Origin of the sequence: Arthrobacter sp. AG258 (assembly GCF_004364695.1) — a bacterium.
Classification (GTDB): Bacteria; Actinomycetota; Actinomycetes; order Actinomycetales; family Micrococcaceae; genus Arthrobacter.
In genome coordinates this window covers 282,774-298,497 of record NZ_SOBI01000003.1, presented here as the reverse complement: position 1 = coordinate 298,497, position 15,724 = coordinate 282,774, and the positions used below count along the sequence as shown (strand labels likewise).

General features: G+C 62.8%; 17 protein-coding genes and 1 pseudogene. 8 read left to right on the top strand and 10 right to left on the bottom strand.

Features of this window, described 5'->3' with window-relative positions:
• Positions 1 to 386: 386 nt before the first annotated feature.
• From DFO47_RS07770 to DFO47_RS07735, 8 genes and pseudogenes are all read right to left on the bottom strand, one after another.
• Positions 387 to 785, bottom strand: a pseudogene (locus DFO47_RS07770) (recombinase family protein); the annotation flags it as partial.
• Between the two features lie 750 nt (positions 786 to 1,535).
• Positions 1,536 to 2,075: a hypothetical protein gene (locus DFO47_RS07765; RefSeq protein WP_133831247.1), complete on the bottom strand. Its 540-nt coding sequence runs from the start codon at positions 2,073 to 2,075 to the stop codon at positions 1,536 to 1,538.
• 452 nt (positions 2,076 to 2,527) lie between these two features.
• Entirely contained in the window at positions 2,528 to 2,968 is a 441-nt protein-coding gene (locus DFO47_RS07760; protein ID WP_166651686.1) for a hypothetical protein, read from the bottom strand.
• A 142-nt stretch (positions 2,969 to 3,110) separates the two neighbouring features.
• On the bottom strand, positions 3,111 to 3,428 hold the full coding sequence (locus DFO47_RS07755) for a hypothetical protein (protein WP_133831245.1): 318 nt from the start codon (positions 3,426 to 3,428) through the stop codon (positions 3,111 to 3,113).
• 99 nt (positions 3,429 to 3,527) lie between these two features.
• Positions 3,528 to 3,764: a hypothetical protein gene (locus DFO47_RS07750; protein WP_133831244.1), complete on the bottom strand. Its 237-nt coding sequence runs from the start codon at positions 3,762 to 3,764 to the stop codon at positions 3,528 to 3,530.
• Between the two features lie 117 nt (positions 3,765 to 3,881).
• Positions 3,882 to 4,217 (bottom strand): hypothetical protein, encoded by a 336-nt coding sequence (locus DFO47_RS07745; RefSeq protein ID WP_133831243.1) that lies wholly within the window; start codon positions 4,215 to 4,217, stop codon positions 3,882 to 3,884.
• A 69-nt stretch (positions 4,218 to 4,286) separates the two neighbouring features.
• Positions 4,287 to 4,712 carry a DUF3995 domain-containing protein gene (locus DFO47_RS07740; protein ID WP_243835417.1) on the bottom strand — a complete coding sequence of 142 codons (426 nt, stop codon included), beginning with the start codon at positions 4,710 to 4,712 and terminating at the stop codon, positions 4,287 to 4,289.
• A gap of 167 nt (positions 4,713 to 4,879) precedes the next feature.
• Positions 4,880 to 5,479, bottom strand: coding sequence for a DUF1349 domain-containing protein (locus tag DFO47_RS07735; RefSeq protein WP_133831447.1), 600 nt, complete (start codon positions 5,477 to 5,479; stop codon positions 4,880 to 4,882).
• Between the two features lie 724 nt (positions 5,480 to 6,203).
• Here DFO47_RS07735 and DFO47_RS07725 point away from each other — a divergent pair.
• Positions 6,204 to 6,776, top strand: a complete 573-nt coding sequence (locus DFO47_RS07725) for a suppressor of fused domain protein (protein ID WP_133831241.1) — start codon at positions 6,204 to 6,206, stop codon at positions 6,774 to 6,776.
• Positions 6,777 to 6,842: 66 nt separating this feature from the next.
• Here DFO47_RS07725 and DFO47_RS07720 read toward each other — a convergent pair whose 3' ends face one another.
• Positions 6,843 to 7,409 (bottom strand): DUF2975 domain-containing protein, encoded by a 567-nt coding sequence (locus tag DFO47_RS07720; RefSeq protein WP_133831240.1) that lies wholly within the window; start codon positions 7,407 to 7,409, stop codon positions 6,843 to 6,845.
• Positions 7,410 to 7,604: 195 nt separating this feature from the next.
• Between DFO47_RS07720 and DFO47_RS07715 the strand changes: the two genes are divergently transcribed.
• Positions 7,605 to 7,814 (top strand): hypothetical protein, encoded by a 210-nt coding sequence (locus DFO47_RS07715; RefSeq protein WP_133831239.1) that lies wholly within the window; start codon positions 7,605 to 7,607, stop codon positions 7,812 to 7,814.
• A 685-nt stretch (positions 7,815 to 8,499) separates the two neighbouring features.
• Here the strand turns inward: DFO47_RS07715 and DFO47_RS07710 are convergent.
• Positions 8,500 to 8,967: a MarR family winged helix-turn-helix transcriptional regulator gene (locus DFO47_RS07710; RefSeq protein ID WP_133831446.1), complete on the bottom strand. Its 468-nt coding sequence runs from the start codon at positions 8,965 to 8,967 to the stop codon at positions 8,500 to 8,502.
• Between the two features lie 131 nt (positions 8,968 to 9,098).
• On the opposite strand from DFO47_RS07710, the gene DFO47_RS07705 reads away from it, so the two are divergent.
• The 6 genes from DFO47_RS07705 to DFO47_RS07680 all read left to right on the top strand — a co-directional run bounded on the left by DFO47_RS07705 (position 9,099) and on the right by DFO47_RS07680 (position 15,651).
• The gene (locus DFO47_RS07705) at positions 9,099 to 10,037 is read left to right on the top strand and encodes an SDR family NAD(P)-dependent oxidoreductase (protein ID WP_133831238.1); all 939 of its coding nucleotides are present in this window, start codon (positions 9,099 to 9,101) and stop codon (positions 10,035 to 10,037) included.
• Positions 10,038 to 10,039: 2 nt separating this feature from the next.
• Complete coding sequence (locus DFO47_RS07700; RefSeq protein ID WP_133831237.1) at positions 10,040 to 10,933, top strand: amidohydrolase family protein; 894 nt, start codon at positions 10,040 to 10,042, stop codon at positions 10,931 to 10,933.
• Between the two features lies 1 nt (position 10,934).
• Positions 10,935 to 12,149 (top strand): acyl-CoA dehydrogenase family protein, encoded by a 1,215-nt coding sequence (locus DFO47_RS07695; protein WP_133831236.1) that lies wholly within the window; start codon positions 10,935 to 10,937, stop codon positions 12,147 to 12,149.
• A gap of 43 nt (positions 12,150 to 12,192) precedes the next feature.
• Complete coding sequence (locus tag DFO47_RS07690) at positions 12,193 to 12,648, top strand: MaoC family dehydratase (RefSeq protein WP_018763272.1); 456 nt, start codon at positions 12,193 to 12,195, stop codon at positions 12,646 to 12,648.
• 107 nt (positions 12,649 to 12,755) lie between these two features.
• Positions 12,756 to 14,084 (top strand): MFS transporter, encoded by a 1,329-nt coding sequence (locus tag DFO47_RS07685; RefSeq protein WP_133831235.1) that lies wholly within the window; start codon positions 12,756 to 12,758, stop codon positions 14,082 to 14,084.
• 7 nt (positions 14,085 to 14,091) lie between these two features.
• Positions 14,092 to 15,651, top strand: coding sequence for a long-chain fatty acid--CoA ligase (locus DFO47_RS07680; protein WP_133831234.1), 1,560 nt, complete (start codon positions 14,092 to 14,094; stop codon positions 15,649 to 15,651).
• Positions 15,652 to 15,724 lie beyond the last annotated feature (73 nt).

Below are 15,724 nucleotides of genomic sequence, written 5' to 3'. Positions count from 1 at the left end.
GGTGCGGGTCCAGGGGACCGGGCCGTAGGTATCGACGTATGGCGTGTACTGCCGGCGGACGTCGCCAGGATCCCACGCCTCAAGCAGCGGCCGGCCGCGCAGAGCGGCGGACCCAGATCTAAAGATGGGTGGCGACGCCAGAGCGTAGGGCGACGGCAACTATGCCGGCTTCGAGAAGGTCACGATCCCTCTCGATGACTGGCAATCAAAGTGGCTTTCATTTTCCGAAGTCGTCTGCACACGCTGCCCCGAAAGTACGGGACGCGTGCAGACGGGTATGGAAATCGGAGTGTTCAAAGTCCCCTGCACGAGGCGTCACTTTGGTCGAGAGTCTTCTCCACGGAAGCTCCAAGGCCGTGACCTCACTGCCGGGAAGCGATCACGTTCGCCACCGCCATGCCTTCACGGGTCCGGGCGCGAACAAAGTCGGATTCAAATTCCGCGACCATGCCAGGGACGTTGAACAGCAGCTTTCCAGCCGGGTCATGGGGATCGTAGATGCTGCCTCCGATGTTGAGGATTACGCCCTTGCGTGTGAGTTCGTCGGCAATATCCCTTGCGTCCGGCAGGGACCTTGCCAACCGGTCAAGTTTGGTGACAACGAAGGTGTCGCCGTTGCGGCACTCCGCCAGGTCCTTTTTCAGGCCGGGCCGGTCACGCTTAGTGCCGGCAAATCCGTGGTCGGCGTGGACCATGTCGACGTCGGCTCCCAGGCCGTGGAGGGCATGACGCTGGGCGGTGAGGTCCTGGTTGCTGGTCGAGCAGCGGGCATTACCGATGAGCATGCTTCGGGCTGTAGCGCATAAGGCCCCTTCACCGGGCATTAATTCGGGCGGGGTATACGGGAATCCGGACTTGGCGGATGCACGCGGATTTGGAAAGAGTCGATGGGCAGCGCCGGCACGTCCGGGGGACGACCGGCTTACGGGCGCTTGGGTCGCCTCGGAACCCGGGGTCGTTTGACCCCTCTTACGAAAACAGCGATCAGTTCCTAAAGCCTGCACATAGGGAGCATTGTCTTAAGGCGAGAAGTCGGTGAAGATTGCGTTCAGTAAGCGGGTGAAGCCGTGGAGCCAGACAGACTTCCCTACAAGTTAGGAGAATGCACTTGAGTGGTTTACGGACAACCGTGATAGTCGGAGTCTCAATCAGCTTTGCTGCGTCGGCACTATTGGTGGCATTCGGCGTCTATTTCTTGGCAATCGGAAGTGGTGTGCTTGGCATCGCCATGATCGGAGGGGCCTTAGTCTCACTCGTAGGTGGAATAGGAGTCCTTCGTGGCTTTCGCCCAATAATTGGCAAATCACAAGACGAGTCGGCTGAACCTTAGAGGAACGCCCCCTGTCAGCGCGTCACGGAGCTCAGATCACTCTTCGTCCTGGTGATCGCCTGAGTCCCGGTGCAAGAGAAGGTCACCTACGGCCTCGAGAGCGCCCTGAACTACAGCCACGATGACTTCCACGAGGACCGACATGCTCCACGATACGTCTTTTCTCGCGGCCTGTTGGAGGAGCGGCTGCCCATATATCGATCCGCTACCGGGCGCGTGTCCTTACTGGTGGGAATTCGTCCCAGCCGGCAGCTCGCCGGACAGCAACCGCCAGGTCAACGGCCGGAGTGTCGGACGAATCGAGTACCAGGTCATCTATGTCTGCAACTTCAAGAATGTTTGCGAGTTCACCGACTCGGTCCAGATGCCAGATCAGGCCAGCAGGATCGTCACGATGACGGAAGCACAGACGTGATTCCAGCACCTCGGAACGAGCCACAAGACGGCACACAAACATCCCCTCAGAACGGAGTGCGTCAATGTAGCGCGGGATCTCGGCCTCTGACTCGATAACCCCTGCGATGATGAATCGCTTTGCGCCCGCAGCCCGGTAGTTGGTCGCAAGGCTTTGAAGATTGAGTAGTTCAAGTTCATGGTTGAACCGATCGGAACTTGGCGCGGGGCGTAGCCTGCGAATTCCATCCAGATCGATGACCGCGTGAGCTTCCCCTTCCGCCGCGCTAAGCGCATCCGCGAGGCTCGACTTTCCGACGCCGACGGTTCCATTCACGAAGATCGAATCCATGACCCGATCCTCTCAGGAACCACAAAGGATCTCCTTCTGACACCACATTCGGCTAAGGATCCACTATCGGCCGCGTAGTCTCCGGTGGACCATCCCTAATCGGGCTGGCGTCCGCTGGTCCACCATCTAGAGAGCCGGCACACTGTGAAACGCCATCCAATGACATTCTGTGCAGGCGAGTCCCGATCAAAGTGAAGCTTTGTGCAGAGGACTTCGGAAACCAGATGTCCATACTCGACTGCACAACTCCCGGAATATCAAGGCGGTTCGTGCAGACGAGTTCGGAAAATGACAACGTGTCATTTTCCGAAGTCGTCTGCACAAATTTCCAAACTCGTCCGCACAGCCACAGCAGGGTCCCGTAAGGGGATCCTTCATCGGACGTATGGAACTCTGCCAGTTCTCACGGCGTTTCGAACCCGAGCGCCGCTTTGGAGCAATTCGGATTCTTATCAGCGAGAGCCAACGACGGCGTATTCGCCGTTCAGTTCGTTCGCCAAGCGTTCGATGTTCCGCGTCGAGGGTTGGCCCGTTGCCATTTGGCCAAAATCGACAACCATCCAATTGATGCCCTGCACGAGATGTATCTTGCCCTGATGTGAGTCAGACAAGAGCTGGTAGCTTTCCTGAAGGGCATTCTGGTCCGGGTAGAGGTCCAACTGAACATTCTCGAAGCACAGTTTCTGTGCTGACGTCAGCGGGACGCCATCACCCATAGGAACAACTGGCTCACCAGCAGGATCAGATTCACAGCCCAAGATGCCATCTACAGCAGTGTAGGCCTCATCAATGGAGCTGAAGGTGTTTACATTCCCGGGCGATGGCTGGTCCAGGGGCGCGCAGCCCGTAAGCGGGATTACCGCCAAAAGAGCCGCAAATGCAATGTCTTGCAAACGTACACGCATCATCCTTTTACCCCCCCGGTTACGACGGAACTATTCCACATGGGCGCGAGCAGGGCGAGGTCTTGAACAGCCCGGTAGAGGATCCCCTAACGGGTGCGTCAGGTGCAGTGTTTCGGCACCGTAGATCTGCTTAGTGCCGCACTGGATAGCCGAGCGTTTCTGCAGCTTCAAGGACCTCATGCGGCCATTGAGCCAGAAACGACCACGGCATATTTTCTTCGCCAAGGAAGTTCACTTCGACCCAAGGGGCGAGGGCCCTTGGGCGGCCCATGTACACTTCTCGGATTGCGGAGCGCTCGAGTCGCCAAGGGCCGAAGAAGCGGGCCAACCAGCGAAACCTCATCCTGAATTCGAGATGTGATGTGTCGAGCGTCAGAACGACCCAAGGCCCAAGAACCCGCGTCATCACCCCGGGCCTGGTTAGGCCGCCCTTGAACACATAAGCCATTTGAACACTCTAGTTGAGGCGCCGGTACGACCATGATCCACATCAGATAGTCAGCACTATCGAGATCCGGTAGACCATCCCTGAGTGGGCTTGAGCGCCTCAGTTGTCAGGGTCACGTTGCGAATCCAACTCCTTGCGTTCGCGCCTGGCAGTAATGCCGAAAGGTACGACGACTCCAAGCAGCACCAATGCCAGCAGGATTGTTGTCGGCCAGAACCCCAACCAAGGTCGAATGAACCCTGATGCAACAAGCGCCCCCGTGAATGCCCAGAGGTTTGCTTTAGCAAATCGCTTCATCTTTGGCGGAAGGTCTTTGTACGCATCGGAACCGGCCATGGCTCACGATAGCGACTGAGCAGGAACACCGCCAAGGGCAGTTGTCTCGAAATCCAGTCATACCGGGACGGCTGGATTTCGACAGTGCGGGTCCCGTGACGGCACTAGGGAATTGCTCTAAATCCGGAAGGTTAACCGGGCGTTGGCGGAAGACAGGGTCAGAGGGGATGAAAGGTCGAGGCCTTGGCTCAAGCTATAGGCTACGTCGACGATCCCCAGAAACAGGCCTGACGCTGAACTGCTCTGGATCATCGGTGTGGAGGTACCATGAGCGTCGGAGAGCGTAAGCGGTTCGTCGGCGATTGCCGGGAAGACAGCGCTGGTGTGATGTCTTCCCGGTCTCATCTCTGCCGAACGCACGCGTATAAGGACGTGCTCGTCGGTCGTCTCGACAGTTTGCACCGTAAAGTGGATCCCGCTCTGGCTTACAACCTTCGGCATGCTGGCGAACATGCTCGAATCTTATGTCCACGACACCTGAGGGTCGATCAGGAGCTGCACAACGTGCGGTGAGGGATCGGCTTACGCAACTGCCGTTGAGCTCCTGCGCGAGTACCAGAGCGATAACAATAGGGCTATACCCCAAAGGAAGAACAGGGGATCCCACAACCATGCGTGGCCAATCATCGCGTTGAGGTCATACCCACCTGCAGGCCGAACCACACCTCCAAGAACTGCACCGCTGACTAACGTGTTCACGCCCCCGTAGACGACAAGGAGCAGTCCGCCGGCCCAGCTCACGGCACGCCAGAACCTCTGCCGGGGCATTCGTCCATGCGCGACGGCCACGGGGATAGTCGCTGCCAGCAACTTCACTACCGCAACAACTCCGAGCCATAGTCCTGCCTCGAGGGGGGCCTCGACGGACAGCTGGACTGCCCATTGACCAACCGTGGCTAAGAGCCACTGCCCACCCAGGGCCCAGTACAAGCTGAACCCGGCATGCACAGTACCGGCTATGCAGGCCAGCCACACCAAAGATCGGCTACAGGACAGTTTCCTTTCAGGCGTCACCTGGAGCACTGTAGCCAATGGCCGAAGATCGTTTCAGACGGGGCCACCGATTGCCGATCCTTCACCTCTCCCAGTACGACTCACGGATGAGTTCTGCGGCTTTAGTCGTGTTCAGCGTGCAGTGTTGCATCTGCATCGGTCTCAACCCATCGGGTGAAGGTGGTCGTGAGGTTAGCCCGAGTGGGTGAGGCACAATATGGGCCGACCTCGGCACTTGCTGTTTCATCCAGAGGAGCAACGCGGATCAGCCGGAAAGACTCATCCCCGGCGCGCGCCCTGATGGTGACGGCGTTACCCGCCCTGCTCAGCCGCACTGTGATTTCCCGATTGATCCACTCAGGGACAGGTGCCACCGACCAGTCGGAGACCCCATGGGTTACGACGGCCCCAACCTGTGGGACCCCGTCGGACACCTCCACACCGGCCTTGATCCAAGAAGTTTCCGAAACGTGGAGATAGATCCCGGCCTGGTCGAACTGCTCGGTGTAATCCAGAAGGAATGAAACCTCCACAGCCCCCTCAGCGGGCAGCGGCGCCAACAGGGCATGCGCGCTGTCATGGACGAAGCCGTACGAGGTGTGCCTCCACGCGTCACTGTTCTCGGCTGCGGTTACCCGCAGAGTCCGACCATCCGCGACGACACGCACGGGCGGGTTCCGCCACCTTCCCCGGTCCCAGGAATCGAGTGCTTCCTTTATCACCTGTGTCACGTCAGATCCCCTAAGTCGATCGTTCAGTCCGTACGCCTTATTCAAGCAGTGGCAGACCCAACACGACGGCGGTTGCCCGTTGATCGATCCCTCACCGGACAACTCACGACGCCGTTTCGCCCTCCGCAAGAGTTTGCAATGAGGGGGTCGGCCCGCCCGTCTGCTCCGGCACGTCGCTTCGTGCTTGACCGTCCTGAACGAACGTGATCTGAATTTGGCTTCCCCGCGATAGGACCGATCCCGCCGGAGGATCTTGGGAGGTCACCCAGAATAGCCCTGGCCACGTGCGCGAGCGAAGGCCTGGACCATCAGGGTCCCCAGCTGCGAGACCGAACCCAAGGTTCGCCGCAGTCTCCTGTGCGATATTTACAGGCTGCCCAACCAGATCGGGAACATTTAGCATCTGGCGTTCGACCACCCCGGCATCTCCTTTGCGCCCGAAAACTGGTACGGCAAACTGAACCGTCTATTCATCAGATTAGCGCCGCCCACGCTGGTCCGGTGCGTCCCGTAAGGGATCCCTTACCGAACGCTCTGCAACTCGCGTCTTGGTGTAACGCTAGGAACACTCAGTGACAAGGTGCTCCTTCCGGGCGAACAGCTTCCTTCTCAGTGGGGGAGCTGGCGCGGATGACCCACTGGATTTCCCGCTCGCGGCGCTCAAGTCCATGGACCGCAAAGCCATCGAACACTAAACCGTCGGTAGGGTTGGCCCATGGCACACCTTGTCGAGCACCTTGAACAGTATCTGGGGACCATTGCCGTGGGGTGGTCCAAGGATGCAGACGGCCACCCGCAGCATGCGCAGGTCATCAGGCTCGTTGACGGGCCGATAGAGGGTGTGACCTCGTATTCGACTCTGGGTCTCAGCCGGTACCCGCTGGCCGTGCCGGGTAAGGCGTCCGTCCGGATGGAGCTCCTGATAATGGTCCGAAGCGGCCACTTTGAGCGCTTCGTCCCGTCGATCTTGCAGCAGCTCGTGGATGGTGTGATCCACCAGGGGCGGGCGCCTCTGCGGGGTGAGGTCATCGGCCCGTGGGGGCCGCTGGATCCAGACACCGGCCTTGAAGCCTTCTACTTCGGTATTCCCGTCTACCAGCCGAAAGCGTTCGCGACATGTGAGGACCCCGAGGGGCCGATCGTCATCTCTTGGCTCATGCCGCTCTACCCTGCCGAAGCTGGCTTTGTTTCGACGCATGGCTGGCCGGCCTTGGAAGACCTCTTGGCCGAACACGACCCGGACCTGACGGACTGGCGCCGACCTTCGCTGCCAGTCCACACCTTATAGATGGTCGCCGCGGCCGGTACAGAATCCTTCTACGGGCGCTCCGATTACTGCCCCGGCGTCCTCCGTCTAATTCTGCGAGTACATGCTCAATGGGGGGTTGCTACCAAGAAAGACGGCTAGCGCTCCCGCTGAGATCAGCGCGATGAGCCCTGCCGTGACAAGCCCGAGCATCACCCCTGGCGGCGTGTAGCCTCTTTCGTTCAGCGCGATGAAAGCGACCGTTACGAGCGCGGCGAATACGATTAGGCAGCCGATCACCGCGCCAATCCACCTTCGAATTGATGAGTCCGCTCTATTTCCGAGGGCGCGGCGGACCAGTTCCAGCCCAATCACGGCAATGACTTGCCAACACAGGACCGCGCAGACACCCCAGAGGATTGCCTGGCCAGCGAGAGGACCCACTTCAGGGAAAAGGGAGACCGTCCGCTCCACCGCCGCCGGCCACACCCACACCTGCACCACGACGGACAAGAGAAGTAAGGCCACCAGCGCGACAACCAGTGCGAATAAGATTCCCCGGCTAAAAAACAGGCTCGGCTGAACGGTGCGTTCTTTTACGTTCCCCATGGCCAAAGCGTAACCCTCCGCTTTGAGATGGCGCAGCCACTCGGGAATGGAATCAAATGATGCCACGCCGCCTTCCTCAACCGTCCCATAAGACGATCCCCTTACGGACGTCTGCGCGACGAGATGGTGCTTTTGATGATTAGGGACGGCGCCGGTAAATTGACTTGCGTTCGCTGGCCCCGTGGGTAGGCTCGCGGCATATCACGAGGTCGGTCTGACTAAGCAAAGCTCGGTCCGGGCTCAGCACCGAGGGGGAAATCAATGAGCAGTCCCGCATTGCCAGTACTAATTGCCGGAGTATTTTTCCTCATCTGGGCGGCAATCTTTCTCATGTGGGTCCCCGCTGACATGCTCCGTCTGGCCACTGGCATTATCTTCGTGCCAATCGGCCTGGCACTGATCGTCAAGTACTTCATCGGCCGCCGACCCGCGAAACGCGAGCACAAGATGACCCCGGCCGATGACCACTAGGACCCGAGCGCTCCGTAGCTTGGCCGTCTACGCGGCCGGGTTCTTGCCGTTCGCTCTTTTTTGGCGTTCCATCGGCTTCGTGCCGTCCGTGCTAATCGGCGTCATTGCCGTGTTGGTGGTCGCTTTTGTGTTTCGCCGGCACGATCAAAAATCCCGCGCAGCCCGCGAGCTCGACCACTCCACCGAACGGGGAAAATGATGGCCGCCGGACGATGGGCATTTCTCATGCTTGCCGTAGTGCTCCTGCTCGTCTCCGCAACAGTTGCCCTGCAGGGATCTGCGGGCCTGTGGTTCACCGCAGTGGCCATGGGAATCGCGATTTTCTCTACCCTGCGCTCAGGACTCAAGGAACGTCGCCAAAACCAAAGCGACTCGGCGTCAGAAAGGTAGGGCAGGGGCTGTGTGAGTTCCCGTGGGCAGTCAGGACCCGCGGGTCGAGATCGAGGCCAGATCTGGGGGCCTCGGGTGCTCAGCCACCCCGACAAACGTCCGTTAGACGATCCTTCAGCGGACGCTCGGATGACGTGTAGTGCATAGGCCGTGACAAGGCGCATCTGCCGTAGGGACCCGGCGTTTGACGGGAGGCGTCAGGGGATTCTGAGTCGTCCGAAAACTCGTCGAAGCAACGTCGGGGTCGTGGTAGCCACAGGGGGACGACGAGAATTACAGAAATTCAGGCAGCGACCTACTCCGCCGCGCCCCACAGGGCCTTACGCAAAAGCCGCTTCAGTTCCTGGGACTCACCGTCGGTCAGTCCGGCCAGCTGGTGAAGTTCCGCGGCGTCCAGGGCTGCCCGGGCCTTGGTATGCATCCTGCGGCCCTCGGCCGTGGAGACGATGATCTTGGCGCGCCGGTCCTGCTTCCCCTGCGCCCTTTCCACCAGGCCGCGGCGCTCAAGGTCGTCCACCAGGGTGACCACCTGGCTCGGGTCCAGGCTGAGGAAGTCCGCCAGTTCCCGCTGCGTGGGCTCCAGCCCGCTGCACGCCAGCGTCAGGACCGAGAAGGATCGCTCCCGCAGGCCAAAGTCAGCCAGGGCCTTGTTGTTCAGCACCGAGCCGGCGGCGTGCAGTTTGGCCAGCAGCAGGCCCACATCACTGCCGATCCTCGCTGCCGCAAGGCGGGGGGTCTGAACTTCGGTGCCCAAGGTGGCCATCACAACTCCGGTGTAAAAAACAATCGTTGACTTTTTCAATGATCCGTAATTTCATTGATCCCAACAAGGATCTCACACCGCAGTGGGACCACCCCAACGGCTTCGGCCGGCGCATGCGAAGGAGCAGGCCAATGAGCTTGAACGGCAAGGTTGCAATCGTCACCGGCAGCGGGCAGGGCCTTGGCCTTGCCTACGCACGGGAACTGGCCCGCCAGGGCGCCGCCGTCGTCATCAACGACGTGAACGCCGAGACTGCCGCCCAGGCTGTGGCGCAGATCGAGGCCGACGGCGGCCGGGCCGCCGCGGTGGTGGTTCCGGTAGGGGCGACCGACGCCGCCAAGGCGCTGGTGGCCGGAGCCGTCGACACGTTCGGCCGGCTGGACATCCTGGTCACCAACGCCGGAATCCTGCGGGACAAGTCCCTGCTGAAGATGACGGACGAGGACTTCGACCTGGTCATCAACGTCCACCTCAAGGGCACCTTCACCTGCGTCCGGGAGGCCTTCGCGTACTTCAAGGAAAACACCGTGCAGGGCCGCATCATCACCATCGGGTCGCCCACCGGGCAGCGCGGCAACTTCGGCCAGACCAACTACGCCGCCGCCAAGGCCGGCATCGTGGGCATGGTCCGCACCTGGGCGCTGGAAATGAAGAAGGCAGGCGTCACGGTCAACAGCGTCATTCCCGTGGCTGCCACCGCCATGACCAAGACCGTCCCCTACTTCCAGAAGGCAGTGGAGGCGGACGAGCGCGGCGAGGCCATGCCGTCCTTCTTCCGCCATGACCTGGGTTTTGGAACGGCCGACGACGTCGCCGGGCTGGTTGCCTTCCTCGCCTCCGACGAGGCCGCCGGCATCACCGGCCAGGCCATCGGAGCCGGCGGTGACCGGCTGCAGGTCTGGACCCACCCGGAGGCAGCCACCACCGAATACCGCAAGGGCGGCTGGACCTACCAGGCGCTGCAGGAAAACTCCGGCCAGCTGTTCACCCCGGAAACGCTGCAGAGCTACGGCGAGGAATTCCTGCCCCTGCCGGAGGACCTCCAGCCCGAGCCGGCGCAGGCCCGCTGATCATGGCAACGGACCGCTACGAGCTGGGCGTCGACGCCAGCACGCTCGACGCCATCGACATGCACGTCCACCTCGAGGTGGACAGCTGCGGCCACGGCTCCCTGCCCGAGGAACTGACCGAAGCCTCCGCCAAATACTTCAAGGCCGAGGACCGCACCCCCTCCCTGGACCGCATCGCCGAGGTGTACCGCGAACTGAACATGGCCGCCGTCGTCTTCACCGTGGACGCCCGCACCCAGCTCAAGCACGAGCCCAACAGCATCCCGGAGCTCATCGCCGGCGCCGCCCGGAACAACGACGTCCTGATCCCGTTCGGCAGCGTCGATCCACGCACCGGCGAAGACGCCATCGCCGGAGCAAAGCACCAGGCCGTTGAACTCGGCGCCCGCGGCTTCAAGTTCCACCCGTCCCTGCAGGGTTTCGACCCGTCCAACGAACGCTTCTACCCGCTGTGGGAGACCCTCCAGGAACTGGGCCTGCCGGCCATCTTCCACACCGGCCAAAACGGCATGGGAGCGGGCCTGCCCGGCGGGTACGGTATCAAGCTCGCCTACTCCAACCCGTTGCTGCTGGACGCCGTGGCCGCGGACTTCCCGGGCCTGCAGATCATCATGGCCCACCCCTCGGTGCCGTGGCAGGACGAGGCAAACTCGATCGCCACGCACAAGGCCAACGTGTTCATCGACCTCTCCGGCTGGTCGCCCAAGTACTTTCCGGAGTCCCTGGTGAAGGCTTCCAATTCCTACCTGCAGGACAAAGTGCTGTTCGGCACCGACTTCCCGCTGATCACCCCGCAGAAATGGCTCGGTGCCTTCGCGGGCCTGCCCCTTAAGGACGAGGTCCGGCCCAAGATCCTCAAGGACAACGCGGTGCGCCTCCTCGGGCTGGGTGGCTGAGATGGGCACCAGCGGCACGACGACGGCTGCGGGCGTGGGTGCCCGGCTCTACGAGGCAGCGGACTGGTACGACGCCGAGTCCCTGCTCACACAGGACGAGCGCCGGGTCCTGGCCCGGCTGCGGGAGTTCCTGGACCGGGAAGCAAAACCCCTGCTGGCTGAGTACTGGGAGCGCGGCGAATTTCCGGAGCAGCTCGCCCGGCCGCTGATCGACCTGGACCTGATGGAACCTGCGGAACTCACCAAAGACGGGCCCGCGCGCGGAATCTACCAGGGCTTCCGGATCTTCGAACTTGCCCGCACTGATGCCTCGCTGGCCACCTGGTACACCGCCCAGGCCGGCCTGTTCCGCACCGCCATCCGGGTGGGCGCCTCGGCGGAGCAGCAGCGCGAGTGGATGCCCCGGGTCATCGACTTCTCGCTCAAGGGCGTCTTCTCCCTGACCGAGCCCGAGCATGGATCGGACATCGCCGGCGGCCTCTCCACCACCGCACGCCGTGAAGGGGACGGCTGGATCCTTGACGGCGCCAAGCGCTGGATCGGTGGCGCCGCCACCGCGGACGTCCTGGCCGTCTTCGCCAGGGATGCAGCCGACGGGCAGGTCAAGGCCTTCCTCGTGGACCGGGAGGCCGACGGGGTCACGCTGGAGAAGATCCACGGGAAGACGGCCCTGCGGATGATGCAGAACGCCCACATCACATTGGAAGGCGTCCGTGTTCACGAGTCCATGCGGCTGCACAACGTGGACTCGTTCAGGGACGTCGCGGCGATGCTCCGGGCCATGCGCTCGGACGTCGCCTGGATCGCCACCGGAATAGCCGCAGGTGCCTTCGAGGCAGCCCTCGCCTACGTCAACGAACGCCGTCAGTTCGGACGCACCCTGGGTTCCTTCCAGCTGGTCCAGGAGAAACTGGCCCGCATGCTGGGGAACGTCACGGCCAGCCTGTCCCTGGTGGTCAGGCTCACCGAGCAGCAGGCCAAAGGCACCTACCGCGACCAGGACTCGGCCCTGGCCAAGATGCAGACATGCCTGTTCATGCGCGACACCGTAGCGCTGGCCCGGGAAGTGGTGGGCGGAAACGGCATCACCCTCGCCGCTGACGTCGCGCGTTTCCACGCCGACGCCGAGGCCGTCTACTCCTACGAGGGCACCCACGAGATCAACGCCCTCATCATCGGCCGCGCCCTCACGGGCCAAAGCGCCTTCACCCGCTGAACCACTTCTTCCCCACCCAACCAACAACTCCCAGGAGGCAACGATGCCCAATCTCGTCGTCGATTTCGACACCCTGCTCACCCTGTCCGGCAAGGACCTCGGGACCACCGACTACCGCCAGATCACCCAGGACCAGATCAACCAGTTCGCGGACGCCACCGACGACCAGCAGTGGATCCACACCGACCCCGAACGCGCCAAAGACGGCCCGTTCGGCGCCCCCATCGCGCACGGCTTCCTCACCCTGTCGCTGATCATCCCGTTCTGGGGAGAGCTGTTCGACGTCGACGGCGTCACCACCAAGGTCAACTACGGCCTGGACAAGGTCCGCTTCACCTCCCCGGTGAAGGTCGGCTCCAAGGTCCGCATGCAGGCCACCATCGCCGACGTCACCGAGGTCAAGGGCGGCGCCCAGATCAAGGTCAACGCCACCATCGAGATCGAAGGCCAGGAACGGCCCGCCGTCGTCGCCGAATTCCTGGCCCGCTTCTACAAGTAAGCCGCTTCAACCAGTAACAGCAGTTCCAAAACCCAGGCTGCGCCCTCCGGCGCCGCCGCCTCAGGCAACCCCAAAAACCCCACATTCCTCCGTCTTTAGGAACAGCCATGTCCGGACACACCACGCTCGCACCCGCGGGCACGGCCGCCAAGCGCAAGGAAGCGCGCACGGTCATCCTGTCCAGCTATCTGGGCAGCACCATCGAGTTCTACGACTTCCTGCTGTACGCCACGGCCGCAGCCGTGGCCTTCCCCAAGGTCTTCTTCGCCGGCACGGACGAATGGGTGGGCGTGGTGGCGGCCTACGCCACCTTCGCCGCCGGATACGTGGCCAGGCCGCTGGGCGGCATCATCTTCGGCCACTTCGGTGACAAGGTGGGCCGCAAGGGGATGCTGATCATCTCGATGGCCATGATGGGCATCGCCTCCACCCTCATCGGCCTGATTCCCGGCGCCGGCGTCATCGGGCCGTGGGGCGCCGTGATCCTGGTGCTGCTGCGGGTCTGCCAAGGTATCGCCGTCGGCGGTGAATGGGGCGGCGCCGCCCTCATGGCACTGGAGCACGCGGACCCGAAACGGCGCGGCTTCGCGGCGTCGTTCGTCAACGCCGGCGCGCCTACCGGCGCCGTGCTGGGCACCCTGGTGATGGGTGCCTTCTCAGCCCTTCCGCAGGACGCTTTCCTTGCCTGGGGCTGGCGGGTGCCGTTCCTGCTGTCCTTTGTGCTCCTGATCGTGGGCATGTTCGTCCGCCTCCGGGTCTCGGAAAGCCCCATTTTCGCCGAAGCGGTGGCCAAGGAGGAGGCCCAGGCCGGCACCAAGCGCAAGATCCCGCTCCTTGAGGTGCTGCGCCGGCCCAAAGCGCTGATCATGATCATGTTCGCCGGCGCCGCCGGGTTCGGCCTGCAGGTGGTGCTGCCCACCTTCTCGGTCACCTATGCCGTCTCCAAGGGCGCACCCCAGCAAGGTGTGCTGTACGCGTTCGCCGGGGCCTCGGCCATCTCCATCGTCTTCGTCCTCCTGGGCGGCCGCCTGTCAGACCGGTTCGGCCGCCGGCCCGTGATGATCGCCGGCCTGGCCCTGTTCATCGCCTACCTGTTCCCGATGTTCGGCATGCTGGGCTCCGGCAATGTCGGCTTGGTCTTCGTGGCATTTACCGTGGCGCTGGTCCTGCACTCATCCCTGTACGGGCCGCTGGCAGCGTTCGTGTCCGAACAGTTCGGCACCACGTCCCGCTACACCGGTGCCGCGGTGGGGTACCAGCTGGCCACCCTCATCGGCGCAGGGTTCACCCCGGGCATCATCGCCGGTCTCTATAAGGATTCCGGCCAGAGCATCGTTCCGGTGGTGGTGTTCCTGTCCGTCATGGCCCTCGTATCGATTGTCTTCATCGCCCTGACGCGGGAATCTAAGAACAACGACCTCACCACGGTCCGTTAGGAGAACCATGGACAACAACGGAGTTGGATCCTGGCTGCAGCGCCGCCGGCACAAATCAGGTTCCAAGGCAGCCCTCATTTCCGGAACCAGCACCCTTGGCTACGAGGAACTGGCCGAGCGGGCCGACCGCCTGGCCAACGCACTCCGGGGCCGCGGAGTGGTCAAGGGGGACCGGGTGGCGTACCTGGGCGAGAACCACCCGTCCTTCGTGGAGACCTTCTTCGCCTGCGGCCTGCTGGGCGCCATCTTCGTCCCGCTCAACACCCGGCTGGCTCCGCCTGAACTTCAGTTCCAGCTGGAGGATTCCGGGGCCCGGCTCCTGGTCAACGCGGCCGCCCTGGAACCGTCCGCGTCCGCCGCGGCGGAGGGGACAGGGGTCACCCATCGCCTGGTAATGGCGGCCGACGGCGGGACGGAACCTTCCGCCGGCACCTCACCCGCCGCCGTCGTTCCCTGTGAGGTGGCACCCTACGAAGAGGCGCTGCAGGCGGCGGCGCCGGACCACCCCGACGTGCCGGTGGGGCACGATGACGGGGCAATGATCCTCTACACCTCGGGGACCACCGGGAAACCCAAGGGTGCGCTCCTGACCCACGGGAACATCACGTGGAACTGCATCAACACCATCGTGGACATGGACCTGAACCGCAACGACGTGGCACTGATGATCTCGCCGTTGTTCCATGTGGCATCGCTGGACATGGGCCTGCTGCCGATGCTCCTGAAGGGCGCCACCGTGGTGCTGGCGGCCAAGTTCGATCCCGCCAGGGTCCTGGAACTCATCCAGGAGCACAAGGTGACCACCCTCAACGGCGTGCCCACCACGTTCCAGCTGCTCTGCGAGCACCCGGGCTGGGAAGGGGCGGACCTCAGCTCCCTGGACAAGCTCACCTGTGGCGGCTCCGCCATCCCGCGCCGGGTGCTGGATGCGTACGAGGACCGCGGCATCGGCTTCACCAGCTGCTATGGCATGACCGAAACAGCGCCGGGCGCCACCATGCTTCCCGTCGACAGGTCCAGGGACAAGGCCGGCTCGGCAGGCCTGCCGCACTTCTTCACCGTCGTCCGGATCGCCGATCCCATGGGCGGCGCCGTGGCTCCCGGGGAGGTGGGGGAGATCCAGATCTCCGGCCCCAATGTGATCAAGGAATACTGGAACCGGCCAGAGGCCACCGCCGCAAGCTACGCGGACGGGGCCTGGTTCCGCTCCGGTGATATGGGCTACCGGGACCAGGAAGGCTTCCTGTTCGTCTCGGACCGGCTCAAGGACATGATCATCTCCGGCGGTGAAAACATCTACCCGGCCGAGGTGGAGGCTGTCATCGCCGAGCACAGCGCCGTGGGCAGCGTGGCCGTTATCGGTGTCCCGGACGAGAAATGGGGCGAGGTGCCGCAGGCGATCGTGACCCTGCGGGAGGGCGAATCGCTGACGGAGGAGCAGCTGCGGAGCTTCCTCGACGGCCGGCTGGCCCGGTACAAGATCCCCAAGTCCCTGGTGGTGGTGGCCGAGATGCCCCGCACAGCCAGCGGGAAGATCCGCAAGATGGAGCTCCGCAAACAGCTCTGACGGGTGAACGTCCTGGCGCGGCAGGGCTCCGCCGTTGTTACCCTTCCCGGTCATCAATTGGCGGAGCCCGGCC

Excerpts from the sequence above, each read along its gene's own strand:
- DFO47_RS07765 (WP_133831247.1), bottom strand. The coding sequence starts at position 2,075 with ATGGATTCGATCTTCGTGAATGGAACCGTCGGCGTCGGAAAGTCGAGC.
- DFO47_RS07755 (WP_133831245.1), bottom strand. The coding sequence starts at position 3,428 with ATGGCTTATGTGTTCAAGGGCGGCCTAACCAGGCCCGGGGTGATGACG.
- DFO47_RS07750 (WP_133831244.1), bottom strand. The coding sequence starts at position 3,764 with ATGGCCGGTTCCGATGCGTACAAAGACCTTCCGCCAAAGATGAAGCGA.
- DFO47_RS07745 (WP_133831243.1), bottom strand. The coding sequence starts at position 4,217 with ATGTTCGCCAGCATGCCGAAGGTTGTAAGCCAGAGCGGGATCCACTTT.
- DFO47_RS07725 (WP_133831241.1), top strand. The coding sequence starts at position 6,204 with ATGGCACACCTTGTCGAGCACCTTGAACAGTATCTGGGGACCATTGCC.
- DFO47_RS07715 (WP_133831239.1), top strand. The coding sequence starts at position 7,605 with ATGAGCAGTCCCGCATTGCCAGTACTAATTGCCGGAGTATTTTTCCTC.
- DFO47_RS07710 (WP_133831446.1), bottom strand. The coding sequence starts at position 8,967 with ATGGCCACCTTGGGCACCGAAGTTCAGACCCCCCGCCTTGCGGCAGCG.
- DFO47_RS07705 (WP_133831238.1), top strand. The coding sequence starts at position 9,099 with ATGAGCTTGAACGGCAAGGTTGCAATCGTCACCGGCAGCGGGCAGGGC.
- DFO47_RS07700 (WP_133831237.1), top strand. The coding sequence starts at position 10,040 with ATGGCAACGGACCGCTACGAGCTGGGCGTCGACGCCAGCACGCTCGAC.
- DFO47_RS07695 (WP_133831236.1), top strand. The coding sequence starts at position 10,935 with ATGGGCACCAGCGGCACGACGACGGCTGCGGGCGTGGGTGCCCGGCTC.
- DFO47_RS07690 (WP_018763272.1), top strand. The coding sequence starts at position 12,193 with ATGCCCAATCTCGTCGTCGATTTCGACACCCTGCTCACCCTGTCCGGC.
- DFO47_RS07685 (WP_133831235.1), top strand. The coding sequence starts at position 12,756 with ATGTCCGGACACACCACGCTCGCACCCGCGGGCACGGCCGCCAAGCGC.
- DFO47_RS07680 (WP_133831234.1), top strand. The coding sequence starts at position 14,092 with ATGGACAACAACGGAGTTGGATCCTGGCTGCAGCGCCGCCGGCACAAA.